Source organism: Gordonia sp. 34D, assembly GCF_056682775.1.
Genome location: NZ_CM155293.1, coordinates 3,247,524 through 3,263,808, shown reverse-complemented (window position 1 = coordinate 3,263,808; position 16,285 = coordinate 3,247,524). Strand labels below are relative to the sequence as shown.

At 63.6% G+C, this 16,285-nt stretch carries 14 protein-coding genes and 2 pseudogenes; 6 read left to right on the top strand and 10 right to left on the bottom strand.

Annotated features, from left to right (window positions below; translation table 11 throughout):
• Nucleotides 1-126: 126 nt before the first annotated feature.
• Nucleotides 127-909: a VOC family protein gene (locus AC1L34_RS15125; protein WP_424325493.1), complete on the top strand. Its 783-nt coding sequence runs from the start codon at nucleotides 127-129 to the stop codon at nucleotides 907-909.
• An 18-nt stretch (nucleotides 910-927) separates the two neighbouring features.
• On the opposite strand, the gene AC1L34_RS15120 is transcribed toward AC1L34_RS15125, so the two are convergent.
• Nucleotides 928-2,052, bottom strand: coding sequence for a winged helix DNA-binding domain-containing protein (locus AC1L34_RS15120; RefSeq protein ID WP_480034877.1), 1,125 nt, complete (start codon nucleotides 2,050-2,052; stop codon nucleotides 928-930).
• Nucleotides 2,053-2,065: 13 nt separating this feature from the next.
• Nucleotides 2,066-2,803, bottom strand: a complete 738-nt coding sequence (msrA, locus tag AC1L34_RS15115; RefSeq protein ID WP_480034876.1) for a peptide-methionine (S)-S-oxide reductase MsrA — start codon at nucleotides 2,801-2,803, stop codon at nucleotides 2,066-2,068.
• A 146-nt stretch (nucleotides 2,804-2,949) separates the two neighbouring features.
• Here msrA and AC1L34_RS15110 point away from each other — a divergent pair, with 146 nt between their 5' ends.
• Nucleotides 2,950-3,579 carry a superoxide dismutase gene (locus AC1L34_RS15110; protein ID WP_424294472.1) on the top strand — a complete coding sequence of 210 codons (630 nt, stop codon included), beginning with the start codon at nucleotides 2,950-2,952 and terminating at the stop codon, nucleotides 3,577-3,579.
• A 307-nt stretch (nucleotides 3,580-3,886) separates the two neighbouring features.
• Complete coding sequence (locus AC1L34_RS15105; protein ID WP_424294471.1) at nucleotides 3,887-4,441, top strand: hypothetical protein; 555 nt, start codon at nucleotides 3,887-3,889, stop codon at nucleotides 4,439-4,441.
• A gap of 26 nt (nucleotides 4,442-4,467) precedes the next feature.
• Here the strand turns inward: AC1L34_RS15105 and AC1L34_RS15100 are convergent.
• The 4 genes and pseudogenes from AC1L34_RS15100 to AC1L34_RS15085 all read right to left on the bottom strand — a co-directional run.
• Nucleotides 4,468-4,926 (bottom strand): annotated as a pseudogene (locus AC1L34_RS15100) (dihydrofolate reductase family protein); the annotation flags it as partial.
• Between the two features lie 92 nt (nucleotides 4,927-5,018).
• Nucleotides 5,019-5,889, bottom strand: a pseudogene (locus AC1L34_RS15095) (helix-turn-helix domain-containing protein).
• A 97-nt stretch (nucleotides 5,890-5,986) separates the two neighbouring features.
• The gene (locus AC1L34_RS15090) at nucleotides 5,987-6,736 is read right to left on the bottom strand and encodes an energy-coupling factor transporter transmembrane component T family protein (protein WP_424321974.1); all 750 of its coding nucleotides are present in this window, start codon (nucleotides 6,734-6,736) and stop codon (nucleotides 5,987-5,989) included.
• The gene (locus tag AC1L34_RS15085; protein WP_480034875.1) at nucleotides 6,736-8,763 is read right to left on the bottom strand and encodes an ABC transporter ATP-binding protein; all 2,028 of its coding nucleotides are present in this window, start codon (nucleotides 8,761-8,763) and stop codon (nucleotides 6,736-6,738) included. Before AC1L34_RS15085 ends, AC1L34_RS15090 begins: the two co-directional genes overlap by 1 nt.
• A 160-nt stretch (nucleotides 8,764-8,923) precedes the next feature.
• On the opposite strand from AC1L34_RS15085, the gene AC1L34_RS15080 reads away from it, so the two are divergent.
• Nucleotides 8,924-9,643, top strand: coding sequence for a TMEM165/GDT1 family protein (locus AC1L34_RS15080; protein ID WP_424295506.1), 720 nt, complete (start codon nucleotides 8,924-8,926; stop codon nucleotides 9,641-9,643).
• On the opposite strand, the gene AC1L34_RS15075 is transcribed toward AC1L34_RS15080, so the two are convergent.
• On the bottom strand, nucleotides 9,640-11,277 hold the full coding sequence (locus AC1L34_RS15075) for a TM0106 family RecB-like putative nuclease (protein ID WP_424324787.1): 1,638 nt from the start codon (nucleotides 11,275-11,277) through the stop codon (nucleotides 9,640-9,642). The two genes, AC1L34_RS15080 and AC1L34_RS15075, sit on opposite strands and share 4 nt — an antisense overlap.
• Nucleotides 11,278-11,422: 145 nt before the next feature.
• On the opposite strand from AC1L34_RS15075, the gene AC1L34_RS15070 reads away from it, so the two are divergent.
• The gene (locus AC1L34_RS15070) at nucleotides 11,423-12,148 is read left to right on the top strand and encodes a DUF6474 family protein (RefSeq protein WP_424296767.1); all 726 of its coding nucleotides are present in this window, start codon (nucleotides 11,423-11,425) and stop codon (nucleotides 12,146-12,148) included.
• A gap of 4 nt (nucleotides 12,149-12,152) precedes the next feature.
• Nucleotides 12,153-12,881, top strand: coding sequence for a cutinase family protein (locus AC1L34_RS15065; RefSeq protein ID WP_424296765.1), 729 nt, complete (start codon nucleotides 12,153-12,155; stop codon nucleotides 12,879-12,881).
• A gap of 21 nt (nucleotides 12,882-12,902) precedes the next feature.
• Here AC1L34_RS15065 and AC1L34_RS15060 read toward each other — a convergent pair whose 3' ends face one another.
• The 3 genes from AC1L34_RS15060 to pdhA are packed head-to-tail and all read right to left on the bottom strand — an operon-like array spanning nucleotide 12,903 to nucleotide 16,234.
• The gene (locus AC1L34_RS15060) at nucleotides 12,903-14,123 is read right to left on the bottom strand and encodes a dihydrolipoamide acetyltransferase family protein (protein ID WP_424296763.1); all 1,221 of its coding nucleotides are present in this window, start codon (nucleotides 14,121-14,123) and stop codon (nucleotides 12,903-12,905) included.
• Nucleotides 14,124-14,132: 9 nt separating this feature from the next.
• Nucleotides 14,133-15,140, bottom strand: a complete 1,008-nt coding sequence (locus tag AC1L34_RS15055; RefSeq protein WP_424296761.1) for an alpha-ketoacid dehydrogenase subunit beta — start codon at nucleotides 15,138-15,140, stop codon at nucleotides 14,133-14,135.
• The gene (gene pdhA / locus AC1L34_RS15050; RefSeq protein WP_424296760.1) at nucleotides 15,140-16,234 is read right to left on the bottom strand and encodes a pyruvate dehydrogenase (acetyl-transferring) E1 component subunit alpha; all 1,095 of its coding nucleotides are present in this window, start codon (nucleotides 16,232-16,234) and stop codon (nucleotides 15,140-15,142) included. The genes AC1L34_RS15055 and pdhA overlap by 1 nt, the downstream gene beginning before the upstream one ends.
• Nucleotides 16,235-16,285 lie beyond the last annotated feature (51 nt).

Below are 16,285 nucleotides of genomic sequence, written 5' to 3'. Positions count from 1 at the left end.
GGTAAATGTCAGGAAATCTATCCCCATCCCATCTGTGGACAACCTGGGGACAACACGCCTATAAAACTCTCAAGTACTACTTGCGAGTTGGTTCTCGGCGGCTCACAACGCTCTAGTATCGATGGAGTGCACGTGCGCTGGATCACCGCCTATTTCGACCTGCCCGCCGCCAGTTTTGGTGAGGAGGTCACGTTCTGGCGTGCGATCTCCGGAAGCACGGTCTCCCCGCCCCGCGGTGAGCACCTGGAGTTCGCGACTCTCGAACCCTTCCATGGCGACCCCTACCTGCGAGTGCAACGGGTCAACGATGGCCCCGGCGGTATGCACCTGGACTTGCACGTCGATTCCCCGGAGGATGCCGCACTCGAAGCGCAGACACTGGGTGCGACTCTTCTCCGCCGTGCACCCGAAGGCTTCGTGACCCTACAGTCGCCAGCAGGCGGTGTCTTTTGCTTGGTTCCTTGGGCTGGCGAATCAGAACGTGCGCGGCCTATCCGTTGGCCGGACGGCGGCATCAGCATCGTTGATCAACTGCGATTCGAGGTTCCGCACGAAGTCTTCGAAGCGGAGGTGACCTTCTGGGCCAAGCTCACGGCCCGGACTCTCGACGATTTGGGCGGCGCTGACGAACTCGCCATCAATCACAGTCCGCGACTGTCGCTGCAGGTGGTGATCGGGCGGAGCGACAGCGACACCACCCGCGCCCTGCCATCGATTGCCGCAACTGATGTCGCTCACGAACTTTCGCGCCACAAAGACTGGGGTGCCGTGGCCACCCACGGCAGCGAGGGCAACGACGACATCCATGTCGGCTTCGGTGAAGACGAGGTACCGGACACGGTCGAAATGACGGACCCGGCGGGCCGCCCCTATTCGATTACCGCACGTAATCCGCGCACCGGCGTCTAGTACTTACGCGCCGAAGAGTTACGCGCCGAAGGCTGCCATTAAGTTGGCTTCACGTTCGCATTCGCGGCGCTGCGCCGGTTGCAGGTCGACCAGTTCAGTGAGTTCGATGCCGCCCCCGGCACCGTCGGCTTTTCCGCTTATCCGCCACGTGCCCGCCAGCCGCCCGTCGACCAGAATGAATCCGGGCGACTTCCCATTCGGAGTCAGCGTCTTCGAGTAGACGTCGGCGTCGGCGACGCGGATGCGGTCCGCTTGCGAGAAGACGACGTTGTCGAACGGCGCGATAAACCTCACCGGAACTGTCGCCTCGGGCTCCGACAGCCCGAGGCCGTCGAGATCGTACAGTTTTTCCTCGTTGGGCCCGACAAAAGATTCGACTTCCCAGTCGACTTCCATAGCCTCGAGAATCGGGCGCAGGCCACGCAGCCCCGACCATGCTTGAATGCCCGCGACAGTCGATGGCCCAAAGCCGCGCAGGTACATCCGGATCAGGTCGCGGACCGATTCGGTGTCGGCGCTGGCTCTATCGGCAGCATCGGCGTCCGGACGGTTTGGCGCTGACCGGTCTGCGCTGACGCCGAGCCACTCGTCGAGCATCGCAAAGGCGGGGGCCCCCGATTGCCGCCACAGCCCGCGCGGCGGTGTCTGAACCAATGGAAGACACCCTCTCACCACGGCCATCATCGCGTCGCCGGGTTCGTTGGGCCAGCGATCGAGCAATCCCTGCCGGAGTGCGGCACCCGATACCGGTGCCTCCGCGGAACTGACCAATTCGGTTGCCGCCGAAGCCAACTCATTTGCGGTCACCCGCACAAATCGACGCACGTGACTGCGCGTTCCGGCGTCGAGTACCGGTTGCAGTACCTCGCGCATCCACCTCGAATCCAGCCCATCCATCAGAAAGACGGTCCCGCGTTGCAGCGGTAGTCGTACTACTTCGCGTTCGACGAGCAGGTCGTCGAGTTCGGCCGGGTCGAAACCTTCGATGCGGGAGGCGAGGGCGTAGAAAGCTGCCTGTGGATCCTGCGACTGCAGTCCGACGCATCGATCGATCACATCGATCGCGTCCTCGTCGGCGCGCTCGTCCAAGTACTGGCGATGCAGGAGCGTGCGGTTCCACTGCTGCATGCTGATGCGTGCCACCACGGTGGGCGGCCTACTGCTCGGCTGGAGAGGTGGACTCCGTTGGGAATTTCAGGTCAGTCGTTGCGTGGCACCGGTACCCGTTCGGGTTCGTGAACAAGTACTGCTGGTGGTAGTCCTCGGCGTAATAGAAGGTGCCGTCGCCCGCCTCCGACATGAGCGAGATCTCACTGGTTACCGGTCCGTAGCCTGCCTCGGCGAGCACTGGCTCAAAGCGGCGGGCGAGTTCGGCCGCGCGGTCAGCTTCGGCTTCGTCGAAGGTGAAGACGGCCGACCGGTACTGGGTACCAATGTCGTTGCCCTGGCGCATTTCTTGCGTCGGATCGTGGGCGGTGTAGAAGATTTCGAGAAGCTTGTCGAAGGGCAGTACTTCCGGGTCGTAGACCACGAGGACGGCTTCGGTGTGCCCGGTCTGCGCGGTGCACACTTCTTCATACGTGGGGTTGGGCGTGTAGCCGCCCGCATAGCCGACGGCAGTCGTGTAGACGCCGGGCTCCTGCCAGAAGATCTCTTCAAACCCCCAGAAGCATCCGCCGGCCAGAATCACTGCGCGCAGACCAGCGTCAAAGGCTCCGATTCCCGCTGGCCGGTATTGGCCAGAACTGTCGGCAGTTCCGCGCAGCGGATGACCGAGAACTCGGTGCTCGTCGCGTACCGGCAGTGGCGTAGCGCGGCCGGGCAGGGCGTGGCCGGGTTCGACCATGACCCGCTTGACGTCGGCAGCAGCAATAATCCGATCGAAGAGGCTCATGCTTCCACAGTACGTCGCTCCGTAAGTTTGCCGCGGCGGTCGTGATCGTAAAGTCCGCCATTGTTGCAAACGGCGCTGGTCTACGGAAATGTAGAAAGTGGACCCGGGTACGGATCTTTCAACTTCTTTGACATGAGAGGACCATCGTGGCTGACTACACTTTGCCCGAGCTGGACTATGACTATGGCGCTCTGGAGCCGCACATCTCCGGCAAGATCATGGAGCTCCACCACAGCAAGCACCATCAGGCGTATGTGAATGGCGCGAACACCGCGTTGGAGAAGCTCGCTGAGGCACGCGAAGACGGCACCATCGCAGGCAAGGTCTTCGGACTGTCGGCGAACCTGTCGTTCCACCTCGGTGGACACACCAACCACTCCATCTTCTGGAAGAACCTGTCGCCCAACGGTGGCGACAAGCCGGTGGGCGACCTCGCTGACGCGATCGCCAACGACTTCGGCAGCTTCGACAAGTTCCAGGCTCACTTCACCGCCGCGGCTACCACGTTGCAGGGCAGCGGCTGGGCCATCCTCGGCTGGGACACCATCGGCCAGCGCCTCGTGATCGAGCAGCTGACCGACCAGAGCGGCAACACTTCCGCCGCCCTGATCCCCGTCGTCATGCTCGACATGTGGGAGCACGCCTTCTACCTCGACTACCAGAACGTGAAGCCCGAGTACGTCAAGGCATGGTGGAACATCGTGAACTGGGCTGACGCTGGCGAGCGTTTCGACCGCGCACGCACCCAGGGTGCAGGCCTGATCGTTCCGGCCTAATCTTCCTGACGGCCTGATCTTCCAGGCCTGATCCGTACGACGCGACGGCGGCTACCTCTTCGAGGTGGTCGCCGTTTGCGTTGTCGCGGGTTACCCGGAAGTCGGACACCAACCGGCAGCAGAACTGCATATTTATACACCCAGTCGTTTCATGTGAAACCATATAGCCCCGGCATCACACCAGGTGTCACCTAACCTGGTGACACCTGCAACGGATTTACTCCCTTTGGGCGATAGAAGATTATGCAGATTGCAGAATAATATCAGCAACGTCACATTCCCGACTTCCATTGGAGACGTTGAACTGATGAAATCTCTTCCCACTCGTTTAGCCATCGGACTGGCAGTCGCCGGAGGTGCCGCGGGCATGCTCCTCGCACCCGCCGTCGCAAATGCTGACGGCACCAAGGACCCCAAGTACCAGCAGCCGCCGACAGCACAGAAGCAACAGCCCAAGCAGAAGCAACAGCCCAAGAGCAACGACGACGACGGTGCCGCACCGCTCAACAACAAGCGCGCGCCGTTGGAACGATGCCCAGGCGGCGTCGCCTCGGGTGGCTATAACGTCCAACCGTCGTACTACCCGTTCGAACTCGGCAAGTCCGGGTCGTCGTTCCTCTTCGAGTACAACGCGTATCAGGTTCCCGACAAGTTCGACATCCTGTATCAGGGCAAAGTCATCGCCTCTACCGGGTGGCGCGGATTGCAGAATGAGAACAAGAACAACCACCCGCTCACGGGAATCGGCCAAGATTCGATGATGGTTTCCGTCCCCAAGGGCAAGTCCACTCAAATCGAGGTCCGTGTCACCACCGACATTGACGGCACCGAGTGGAATTTCAAGGTCAACTGCCCCCGCTAGGGGAGCCTTTAGTGCCCCGCTAACGGCTACCCTCGCGCTCGGACTACCCGATACCGGCCAATCAGAAATGCCCTATTCTGTGCGGTTTCGAGGAGTTCGAAGTCGAAGGCACCGTCGAAGAGGGGGCGTCCGGCACCCAAGGTAACCGGCGCATACGAGACGACCATCTCGTCGAGCATCCCGTCGGCGGCGAAAGCCGCGGCCAATCCGCCTCCACCGACAACCCACACACCGAGGTCTCCCGCGGCTTTTTCCAGGAGCTCTCGGTTGGCGGCGGGTTGGCCTGACACCACTGTGATTGACGGATGCACCTTCTCGAATTTGCGGTGGGAGAAGACAAAGGTCTGCTGCTCCGGATACGGCCACGGTTCGCCGGGCGTGTGGTCAAGCACCCACTGGTAGGTAGTCGCTCCCATGACAATGGCACCGGTCTTCGCCATGAGGTCAGAGATCGGGAACGGCCCTGACTCATCGATCGGTTGAGTGAGTAGCCAATCAAGGGAGTCGTTGGAATCGGCGAGGAACCCGTCCATCGTCGAAGCCGTGTAGTAGACGTATTGGGTATGTGCTGGTGAGGTCATTGTGGGGCTCCTCCGGTGTGGCGTCGATGCCACATGATGGGATCGGGGTCGAGGGCTGGTGAAGTGATGTCGACGCCGGCGTCTTGCAGCATCCAGCGGGCCAGCAGTCGACGGTGGGCAGAGAAGGGCCCACGCGCCGCGGCGCTCGATGTCACGCAACATTGCCAACCACCGTGCCGCTGTCGCGACGTGACGCTCCCGCAGTCCGTGCGAATCGGCTTGCGGTGTGAGGTCGGGCATCTGCTCGCCAGAAATTGTCGCCAGCCAGGGCTCTTTACTGACGACCAGATGCCACATCACGTCGGCAATCGACTCGTCGGGGCCATCCCAGGCACGCGGTTGGCTTCTCGGCAATCGCGTCTTCCCGAACTCCGCAGACGACATTCCGTCAACCGCGCTCAGCAGGACGTCAATATCGGCCAGGTCGTGGCGCGACATCAGGGTCATCACGTCACCGGCCGACTCGACCTGCTGGTCGGCCGTTCCGTCGACGTACAGCGCGGTCGGCGAGTGGAAATGGATGCCGTTCGGCGCGGGCAGCCAGTGGCCTGCTCTGTCCGGTGCGGGGAGTGCAGACGGCGAATGCCCATACGCTCGAGAAAAGGCCCGACTGAAACCTTCGACCGAGTCGTACCCGGCTGCGAAGGCGGCATCAGTGACCGATGTACCACGCTGGATCTGCCACGCCGCACGTTCCAGGAGAACCCTGCGGCGCAACATCATTGGCGATTCCCGGCTACCCGCACGGACCTGTCGCGAAAAGTGAAACGGCGAGGTGAAGGCCCCATCGGCCATCTCGCCAACACTGTTGTTGGCATCGTCGAGGACGGCGTCGAGAAGTCGTCGAAGTGGATCTGATGGAGCCATGCAACGAGTATTCCCCGCGGCGGCAGCCTCGCGCTTGATCGTTATTGCTAAAGATCTGTTGGGCGCGAACCGCTAGTCCTGCCCCCGGGAATCTGACCTACAGATACATGACACTCACGGTGATGGCGCCCGCGCACGCGATGGCGAACACCGTCAAAACGATTGCGTCAATGCGGCCCGGCCGCGACGGGTACGCCGCGAGACGGCCGGTGCCACCGCGAGCGGTAATGGCTTCGGCCATCTCCGAACTGCGCCGCATGGCCGACGACATCGCCGCGACAATAATGTCGAGAATCGACATCTCTGCCGAAGGATGCCCGGAATCGGCACGCGACTTGGGACGCATCCGATGCGCTGCCCACAGCAGACGCATCTCTTCAACCAGCAGCGGAAGGCCGCGCAGAGCCAGCGCAATGGTGACCGCCCATTCGTCAACCGGGAGTCGGAGGATCCGCAGCGGCGCCATCAGTCTCGCCAGTGCAGGCGCCAATTCCGCCATCGGCGTCGTCCAAATCACCAGCACCGACATCGCCAACACAAGCAAGCCCAGCAGCACGCCGCGTAACGCGGTGATGCCGCCGTCGCTGCCTCGCGCCACCCACGACCACGCCACCGTCACGGCCATCAGCAGCCAGAACCACCACGGCGGACGAGGCAGCGCCCCCAGCGGAATCTTTGCGACCACGACAAAAATGATCAGGCAGATTGCGACGAATCCCAGGCCCGGCCACGACGGCAACACCCACGTCATGAGGCCGAGCGCCAGGATGATGAGCAATTTGCTACCAGCCCACAGGCGGTGCACGGGTGAGTCACCGGGAATCTCGCGAAGCATCGGAATCTGCATCACAGGCCGCCTTCCAGCACGCCGTCGACCAGTTCCAGTCGACGGTTACACACCCGATCGAGAGCTTCGAGATCGTGAGAAATGATGATGATGGTCGCGCCCTGCTCGCGTAGTCCGGCAAGTACGCCGATCACTTCTTCACGGGCCTGCGGATCGAGTCCGGCGAGCGGTTCGTCGAGGACCAGCAGATCCGGGTCGGAGGCAATCAACGAGGCTAGGACCACGCGTCGCATCTGACCGCCGGAGAGTGCGTCGACCCGGCGGGCCGCAATCTCGCGAGGCAATGCCACCAGGTCCAACACTCGGCCCACCTCGGTGGTCCCGACTTCGATGCCGCCGACCGCCATGATCTCGTCGGCGACGGTCGCCTTCTGTAGTTGGAGTCGTGCGTGCTGGAAACCGAGGCCCACGTCGCCGACGTGATCGTAAGTGGGTTCGCCCTTCAGCAGGACACTGCCGCTGGTGGGTTTCGTCAGGCCCGCAAGAATCCAGGCGAGCGTCGACTTGCCCGATCCGTTGCCGCCGACGATGAGCAAACCATCACCCTCGTTGACCTGCATGTTCACCGATTTGAGGCCGGTGACTTCCCACGGCGACCCTTCCAAGTACACGTGGTGCAGGTCGCGCACCACCAGCAATGCTCGACCGTCTTCGTCGTGTAGTTGCCGGAGCGGTGCACTGCCCGCTTCGGGGCGCATCCATTCTGGGTGGTGTTCCACCACGCGCCCAGCCTCAAGGTGAATCACCCGGTCGGCGGCACGTGCTTCCGAATCGCGATGCGTAATGAGCACCACGGTGATGGCCCGACGGCGCGGGAGTTCGGCCAGAATGCTGATGAGTTCGGCGCGCCCCACTGGGTCGACCATCGAGGTCACTTCGTCGGCGATCAGCAGTTGTGGGTCGCGCGCCAGTGCGGCGGCCACGGCCAGTCGTTGCTGCTGTCCGCCGGACAGGTCGGTGGTTTCGCGGTCGCCGAGGCCCGCGAGTCCAACCTCCTCGAGGAGCCCGTCTACGTCTACTTCGGTACCGACGGGGAGGCCCCACACGAGGTCGTCGGCGACGCGCGCACCAAGCATCTGCGCTTCCGGACGCTGCAGGACCAGCGCCGTACCGCCTTGCTTGCCGAGACCTGGGGCACCGGGACGGTCGACGATGCCGATGGTCGGTTCCACGCCAGAGAGAAGCTTCGACAACGTCGACTTGCCGGATCCGTTAGCACCAACGATCGCGACAAACTCGCCCGACGACAGTGTCAGGTCGATGCCGAACAGCACCTGCCGGTCGATCCCCGGATAGGTGTAGCCAACACCAGCCATCCGCAGTGGAAGCGGAGCGACGGGCAGATCACCATCGACAATGCCCGCTACTTCGAGAGTGTCTTCGAGGGGAACTTCGTCGAGGCGGTCGAGCACCTTGCTCAGCAGCCACGCGGCTATCCACAACGCGATCAACGAGCCGACGATGCCGGGAATCCACATCCACAGCCACCAGTTTTCGACCACATTGCGCGCGAGCGCGTCCATCGCGTCGCCGACCGCGTCGAGCTTCACCGCGCGGGCCGTCTTCGCAATGCCGGTCAGGACGTTGTCGAGGATCTCCAACGCCAGTTTCCGCAGCGGCACCAGCACCCACATGAGGACCACCGAGAGGCCCGCGAGGATGGGTGCGGCAATCAGCGACATGACGAACATCGCGACCCCACGACCGCCGCGGCGATGCACTTCGCCAACCAGGCCACCCATGACGACCGACGCCAGCACGCCGAACGCGGCACCGAGGCCCGCGATGACGAAGGTGACGCTGACCGTCGTGACGATCGCGGCGGTGACCGCGCGCAGTCGGGTTCTCGCGGCGAGTAGGGCGACGGGAACCGGCGTCATGAAGCCCAGCGCCGCCGCGAGCGGGACCACGGTGACGATGACGGCCGGGACCACCGTCAGACCGCTGAGAATCGCGATTGCGGCGATTTCACGGGCGCGCAGTTTTCCTGTCGGCACCGTCGGGGCGTCGATTGCTTTGCTGACCACTTGTCCATTGTGCCCGGTCGGCATTCCGCACTCCGATTCACCGGCCACCCGCGCGAGATAGTTGAGGGTCCCCGAATCCCCTGATTTGGCCCACCTACCTGCAGTTTTCCGAACTTCGGAGGTGTTGCATGTGGCTTGCGCCTCGTCCTAGCGTGGAGCAATGTTCTCTGCACTGATGCTCAGCATGGGCATCATTTTCGTCGCTGAGTTGGGCGATAAGTCCCAGCTAATGGCGATGACCTATGCCCTCCGGTACCGCTGGTGGGTGGTCTTGAGCGCCATCTTGGCCGCGACCACCCTGGTTCACGCGATCTCGGTGTTCTTCGGGCATTTCTTGGGCTTGTCGATTCCGACGGACTTAATGTCGGTGCTCGCCGGCTTGTCGATGCTGGTCTTTGGGCTCTGGACGCTACGCGGCGACGAACTCGACGACGAGGAAGCCGGTCGTGCCGCGCGAGTCGGCAGGTCGGTGTTCTTGGCGGTGATGAGTTCGTTCATGCTCGCCGAGCTTGGCGACAAGACAATGCTCGCCACCATTACCCTCGCGACCGACCACGACTGGGTCGGTGTGTGGATTGGCTCCACCATCGGCATGGTGGCCGCCGATGCTCTGGCAATCGTGGTTGGCCGTGTCTTGGGTAAGCACCTCCCCGAACGCACAATTGCGATCGGTGCCGCATGCTTGTTCTTCGCATTCGCCGTGTGGCTACTGGTGGAGGGACTCTCCGGTGCGTCCGCCACGCTGGTCGCGGTCACTGTTCCGGTCGCCGCCCTCATCACGGCCGCAGGCGTGGTGTGGATCAACACGACGCACCGCCGTCGACGGCGCGAACTCGCCGCACGCAAGGCTTGTGCGCCGGACGTCCACCAGGTCGGCTAGCCGGGCAGGTTTTCGGCCAGCAAGTCGGGCGCAAACGGCAGTGCGAGCACATCGTCGGACGCCATCCATTCGCGCAGCACCTTGGTGGCCTGCACGTCGTCCTCGTTGTACATGAGGAGACGATCGCGCTGGGTTTCGTCCCGCGCGGCACCGTCGAGCGCGACGGCCGCCGCGTACCACTCCATCGATGCCTCGCCGCTTGCCTCGCTGTCCCGCCAGCCGAACCCGGCGACCGGCGCAATCCGCTTGAGGCCCTTACCCTTCGGGCAGATGAAGTTAGAGCCGACGGCCTCGAAGATGTCGACCCACTCGCGCGAAGCGATGAAAGTGTCGATCGTCTGACGTGAGGGAATGCCCGGCATCCCCGCGAATCGATCAGCGCTCCCACGCAGCCAACGGTTCTCTGCGTGTTGCGAGTAGCAGTAGGCGGCGAAAGTTTTGCCCGCAGCGTGCGCCGCGGCGCGCTCGTCCATCAGCCACGACCAGAACTCCGCAAACGAACGACCTTCGTCGGTGGTCGGCAAAGGTTCCCAGGTCACGAAGGGACGGTAAACCACCGGTCGCGCCGCATCCGTGTTGTCGGTCAGGAGGGTGCCCCACATGTACGCACCGCGCTCGGAATAGCTCTCCATGTCGACGTCGACCTCGATGTCGGCGCGCTGCACACGCGGACGCTCCAGGCGGCGAACCAGTGGAATGTCACGAACCCAACATTTGGCGGAGACGATGGTGTCGTTGAACGCGATGGCACCGGTCCAATCGACCGGTGCCAGGCCCCGGTAGTTGGCGAGTTGATCAACGGTCGTGATCCCCGCATCTCGGAGGACCGCCCCCTGGTTACCACCGACCACGAGTGAGACGTCGCGGCGCTCAATGAGTTCGGCTTCGCAGCGCGGCCACCAGTGGCAGCTGCGACATTCGCTGACCTTGCGCGACTGCGTGGGAATTTGCCCCTTCGCGATAGCGAGGCGGCGGGCGAAACTTTCGTCGTAGTCTTCGGTGCCCTCACCCAACGGCACCACCACCATGCAGTCGGCGTCGAGGCCGATGAGACCGCCCACACATTCCTCGCGTGGCACGTTGAGTTGGCCGAGGTCGTCGAGCATCGCCGCCAGGTGCGCCAACCGCATGACGTCGCGACGTTGACTGCGAAACGCCCTGGTGGCGTCCGGTTCGGGATGCCAGCCGAACATCGGGCTGGTTTGCAGCGTCGGAATTTCACCTTCGCGCGGTTGGGCGACGGTGGTGGTGACGCGATGGTTCACGACGATGATCGGCAGGTAGCCGTCGCCGACGCGCAGGAGCACCTCGGAGTGACCCCGACGACCGCGGTCGTAGTCGGTGGGCAGCGTCGCGTTCAAAATCCATTCCACACCGGCGGACATCGCTTCTTGAGTCGCGGCGACTCGTCCGCGATGGTCTGGCGCTTCAATCACGACGGCCGCGCCGGCGCGGCCACTCTGAAATCCGCGGAGGCGGTCGATGACGGCCCGGCGGTGTGCCTGCGCCGCTTCGATGCGACGATTCGCCTCCGCCGTCTCCGCGGCGTCACGTTCTTGCTCGACCGTGAAGTCGAGAGCCAACCGGTGTTCACAGCCGGTGAGGTTCCGCGCTCCCAAAATCGCAGATCTCACGTGATCGGCCTCCGCTCATACTTCTCGGCTACACCCGCCACCCGTTGATTCCTCTTGGGGGCCGAGTTGTTCATTACCCATTGAGACTATGCAAAGCTTGTGACATCTGATCGAAGCAGTCGATTTATCCGACGGAAAGGTCGTCATGGGGTTGCTCTCATCAAAGGGTTCCACGCGGGCTACGCGCAAGGCCGACAAAAAGGTTCGCAAAGCTGAAGCCAAGGCGATTCATGCTCGCGCCAAAGTGCAGGCCAAGGCCGAATCGAGCGCTGATCGCGCCGTCAAGAAGCAGCAACTCAAGGACGAGCACAAGTTCCACAAGCGGTCGCAGAAGCAAGAACGGAAAACGGCCAAGAGCAGCGGCAAGGCTCAGCAAAAGGTTGCCAAGGCCGAGGCCAAAACGATTGCCGAGCAGGCGAAGGCCGACGCGGCAGCCGCCATGTTTACCCCCGCCAAACTGAAGCGGTACCTGACGGTGGCGCGCATGGTCGCGCCGATCGTGGTGCCGATTGCGTACCGCGCCGCCATTGGTGCGCGCGGTCAGGTGACGGCCCTGCAGGCCCGTCGCGCTGGCGTTCCGGCGTCCTTGCTCACGCAATACGGTGGACCGAGCGCACCATTGCGCGCCCGCATTGCCTCGAGCCGAGCCACCGCCGACGAGGTCGCGGCTCTGCAAAAGTCGGCCGAGGGGCAGACTTTCGTCGCCGCAATGGCCGACCGGTTAGACAACTTGCAGGTTGCCGTCGACGCCGCCGACACGATGCCTTCGGCGCAGCGTCGCAATGCGCAACGTGCCATCGACAACGAACTGACTGCCATCGACAACGATCTCCTGGCGCGCCTCCACGTCAACACGTCAGATGTAGGCTGACCGGATGATGCGTCGCATTCTGGTTGTCCTGTCGTGCCTCTTCGTTGCTGTTGCGGGCCTCATCGCCGGCAGTTCGACGACGGGAGGCACCCCCGCGGGCGCTGCACCGGGGAAGTGCGCCGACGTACACGTCCTGTTTGCGCGTGGCACCGCCGAGACCGCCCCGCCGCTCGGCGTCACCGGAATCGCCTTCGGTAATTCGCTGGAGAAGCGCCTGCCGGGCAAGTCGGTCCGCGTCGAAGCGGTGAACTACGCGGCGAGTGCTGACTTCAGCGAGAAGCTGAAGTTTGCCGAGTCGTTTGTGGAAGGCATGAGGACCGCACAGCGCCGCATCAAGGCAATCGCGGCCGCGTGCCCGGACACCAAGATCGTCCTCGGCGGCTACTCGCAGGGCGCCGCCCTGATCGGTTACACGATCAGTTCGGAGTTCAAGATCCCCGCGAAGTACAAGCAGTACGACCGTTACGTGCCCGCACCGCTGCCAGCCGAGCTGGCGTCGCACATTGCGGCTGTCGTTCAGTTCGGCACGCCGTCGGCCCGCTTTATCCGCGATGCCGGCGCCCCACCGATCGAGCCGCAGTCGGTGTACCGCAACCGGACAGTCCGTTACTGCATCGCTGGTGACACCATCTGCAACGGCGCTCCCCTCGGCGGCCCCAACGGCCTCCACCTGCTGTACCCGGTCAACGGCATGACCGACCAGGCCGCGAACTTCGTCGCCCGGCACCTGTAAGCACCTTCAGCATTAACCCGGCTAGCTCAACGCGATCAACGACAGCGGGTCCGACAGCACGTCGGCGACGGTGGCGAGGAAGCGGGAGCCCTCTTCGCCATCGACGAGGCGGTGGTCGAACGACAGGCTCAGTGTTGTGACCTGACGCAAAGCAATCTCGCCTTCCCATTCCCACGGGCGGCGTCGAACGGCACCGAAGCACAGGATCGCTGCCTCTCCGGGGTTGAGGATCGGGGTACCCGAATCGATCCCGAAGACGCCAATGTTGGTGATCGTGATGGTGCCGCCAACCAAATCCGACGGCGGCGTGGTGCCTTCCTTCGCGACCGCCGTCAACTCCGACAGCGCGCTCGCCAACTGCCGCAAGCTCAGTCGATCGGCATCCTTAATGTTCGGGACCATAAGTCCGCGCGGGGTCGCGGCGGCAATCCCCAAGTTCACGTAATGCTTGGTGACGATTTCCTGGGCTTGCTCATCCCACGTGGAATTCAGCGACTCATTTGTCCTCAGCGCGACGAGGAGCGCTTTCGCGACCATCGTCAACGGCGTCAGACGGACCCCGGCAAAGCGTGGATGCGAAGCGAGTTTGTCGAGCAGATCCATCATCGGGGTCACGTCGACGTCGACAAACTCGGTGACATGCGGCGCGGTAAACGCACTCTGCACCATCGCCTCGGCCGTGTGCTTGCGGACCCCGCGAATCGGCGTGCGTTCCTCGGCGCCATTATCGAGCTCAGCGGGAGCAGTCGGTTCTTCAACGCGGCCCAGATGCGCATCGAGATCGTCACGCGTCACCTGCCCCGACGAGCCAGTCGCGACCACCGCCGCGAGATCCACCCCTGCCTCACGGGCGAGCTTGCGCACCGGCGGCGACGCCAACGCGGATCGCTTCTTCCGCCGACTCCCCTCCTCCTGCGCCACCCCATACCCAACGAGGACCGGAGTGCGCTCAGCGGCAGGTTCAGGTTCCGATACCGGCTCGACGGCCGCGGCCTCCCCCTCCATCTCAACGTCGATAAACGGGCTTCCAACTTCGACGGTGTCACCCGGTTCGGCATGCAGTTTCACGACGGTGCCCGCATACGGGGACGGCAATTCGACTGCGGCCTTGGCCGTTTCAACTTCGGCTATCACCTGGTTGAGTTCAATGGTGTCGCCGACGGCGACCTCCCATCGCACCAGGTCGGCATCGGTGAGACCCTCCCCGAGATCCGGCAGATTGAACGTGGAGATGACAGACATGCCGCCTCCTCAGGCGTCTAGCGAGCGGTCGACGGCGTCGAGGATGCGATCGACGTCGGGTAGAAAATGCTTCTCCAACTTGGCCGGCGGGTACGGCATCGCGAAGCCACCAACCCGTTCGACGGGGGCTTCCAGCGAGTAGAAGCACTCGGTCATGATGCGCGACGCGAGTTCGGCGCCTACCCCCATAAAGACAGGTGCCTCATGTGCGATGACCAAGCGTCCGGTCTTGCGAACCGACTCGGCCACGGTGTCGGTGTCGAGCGGCGAAATCGATCGCAGGTCGATCACCTCAATGGACCTGCCTTCCTCTTCGGCGACGGTCGCCGCCTGCAAGCCGGTCGTCACGAGCGGGCCGTAGACCACCAGCGTCAGATCTGTCCCTGGCCGAACCACGCGCGCCTTGTGGAGCGGGAATCCGTCGGCAGCCTTCGCCGCCAGATCGACGTCGCCCTTCTCCCAGTAGCGGCGCTTCGGTTCAAAAAACAGGACGGGATCGTCGGAGGCGATCGCCTGCTGAATCATCGTGTGCGCATCGGCCGCATTACTGCAGGTCACCACCCGTAATCCGGCGGTCGCCGCGAAGTAGCCTTCGGGCGATTCGGAGTGATGCTCGACGGCCCCGATCCCGCCGCCGTACGGAACGCGGATGGTGATCGGCATCGACACATGGCCTGCCGTCCGATAGTGAAGCTTGGCCACCTGGGCGACGATCTGGTCGAAAGCCGGGTAGATGAAGCCATCGAACTGGATCTCACAGACGGGTCGATAGCCGCGGAATGCGAGGCCCACCGCCGAGCCAATGATTCCCGACTCAGCGAGCGGGGTGTCGATGACGCGGTTGGTGCCGAACTCGGCTTGCAGCCCGTCGGTGATACGGAAGACGCCGCCGAGTTTGCCGATGTCCTCGCCCATCAGTACCACTTTGGGGTCGTCGGTGAGGGCTTGTCGCAGGCCCGCCGTGATGGCTTTCCCCAGTGGCATCTGGACGGGTCCGGCCGTGGCCGGGGCAGTCATCACGCCTCCAAAGTCTGCAGGTAGGCCTCGTAGTCGCGTCGTTCGGCGTCGACTAGCGGATGCGGGGCGGAGTACACGTTGTCGAACATCGACAGGGCTGGCGGATCGGCCAAGGCCAGGCAGCCGCGCCGCAGCTCAGCGGCCGCTTGGTCGGCGTGCTCGGAGATCGCCGCGATGTCGGCCTCCGACAAGGACCCGGCCGCTTCCAGGAACAATCGAATCCGCTCAATGGGGTCGCGGCGGATCCACTCGGCATCGTCGTCAGCGGTGCGATAGCGGGTGGGATCGTCGGACGTGGTGTGCGGTCCACGGCGGTACGTGACGGCCTCAATCAACGTGGGGCCACCGCCTTCACGCGCGAGTTCGAGTGCCGCGCGGGTGACGGCGAGGACGGCGAGGACGTCGTTGCCGTCGACCCGGACGGTCGGCATCCCGTAGCCGTGGCCGCGGCGCGCGATCGGCACCTTGGTCTGCACTCCGACCGGCTCGGAGATGGCCCACTGGTTGTTCTGGCAGAAGAAGACGACGGGCGCGGCGAAGCTAGCGGCGAAACCCATCGCCTCGGCGACGTCGCCCTGGCTGGTGGCGCCGTCACCGAAGTAAGTGATCACGGCAGTGTTCGCAGCGTCGGGTTCGTTGGCGGCATCAAGATTGATGCCCATTCCGTATCCCGCAGCGTGCAGCGTTTGCGCGCCGATGATGATGGCGGGCGTCGCCATGTTGTAGCGGTAAGGATCCCAGCCGGACAGCGACGTCCCCCGCCAGAACGGCATCAGTTCTTTCAGTTCCACGCCACGGCAGTAGGCGACGCCGTGTTCGCGGTAGCTGGGAAACACGAAGTCGTCGGCTTCGAGCGCGCGGGCCGAACCGATCTGCGCGGCTTCTTGCCCGAGCAGCGGGGCCCACAGACCGAGTTGGCCCTGCCGTTGCAGGGCGGTCGCTTCGGCGTCGATGCGCCGCACAACCACCATGTCCTCGTACAGTTTGCGCAGTTCACCGGTGCCGATATCTTCGACGTAGGTGGAGAAGTCGGGATGGATGTGGCGTTCGCCAGCGATCGTGATGAGTTGGACGGTGTCGTCTAGGTCAGACATATCAGCCTCCTGATGAGAACATCCGCGTGGATCGCACTCGGACTGCCTCGA

Coding starts and splice junctions, on each gene's coding strand:
- AC1L34_RS15080 (WP_424295506.1), top strand. CDS start 8,924: ATGTTCTCTGCACTGATGCTCAGCATGGGCATCATTTTCGTCGCTGAG.
- AC1L34_RS15055 (WP_424296761.1), bottom strand. CDS start 15,140: ATGACTGCCCCGGCCACGGCCGGACCCGTCCAGATGCCACTGGGGAAA.
- msrA (WP_480034876.1), bottom strand. CDS start 2,803: ATGAGCCTCTTCGATCGGATTATTGCTGCTGCCGACGTCAAGCGGGTC.
- AC1L34_RS15065 (WP_424296765.1), top strand. CDS start 12,153: ATGATGCGTCGCATTCTGGTTGTCCTGTCGTGCCTCTTCGTTGCTGTT.
- AC1L34_RS15070 (WP_424296767.1), top strand. CDS start 11,423: ATGGGGTTGCTCTCATCAAAGGGTTCCACGCGGGCTACGCGCAAGGCC.
- AC1L34_RS15090 (WP_424321974.1), bottom strand. CDS start 6,736: ATGCAGATTCCGATGCTTCGCGAGATTCCCGGTGACTCACCCGTGCAC.
- AC1L34_RS15060 (WP_424296763.1), bottom strand. CDS start 14,123: ATGTCTGTCATCTCCACGTTCAATCTGCCGGATCTCGGGGAGGGTCTC.
- pdhA (WP_424296760.1), bottom strand. CDS start 16,234: ATGTCTGACCTAGACGACACCGTCCAACTCATCACGATCGCTGGCGAA.
- AC1L34_RS15105 (WP_424294471.1), top strand. CDS start 3,887: ATGAAATCTCTTCCCACTCGTTTAGCCATCGGACTGGCAGTCGCCGGA.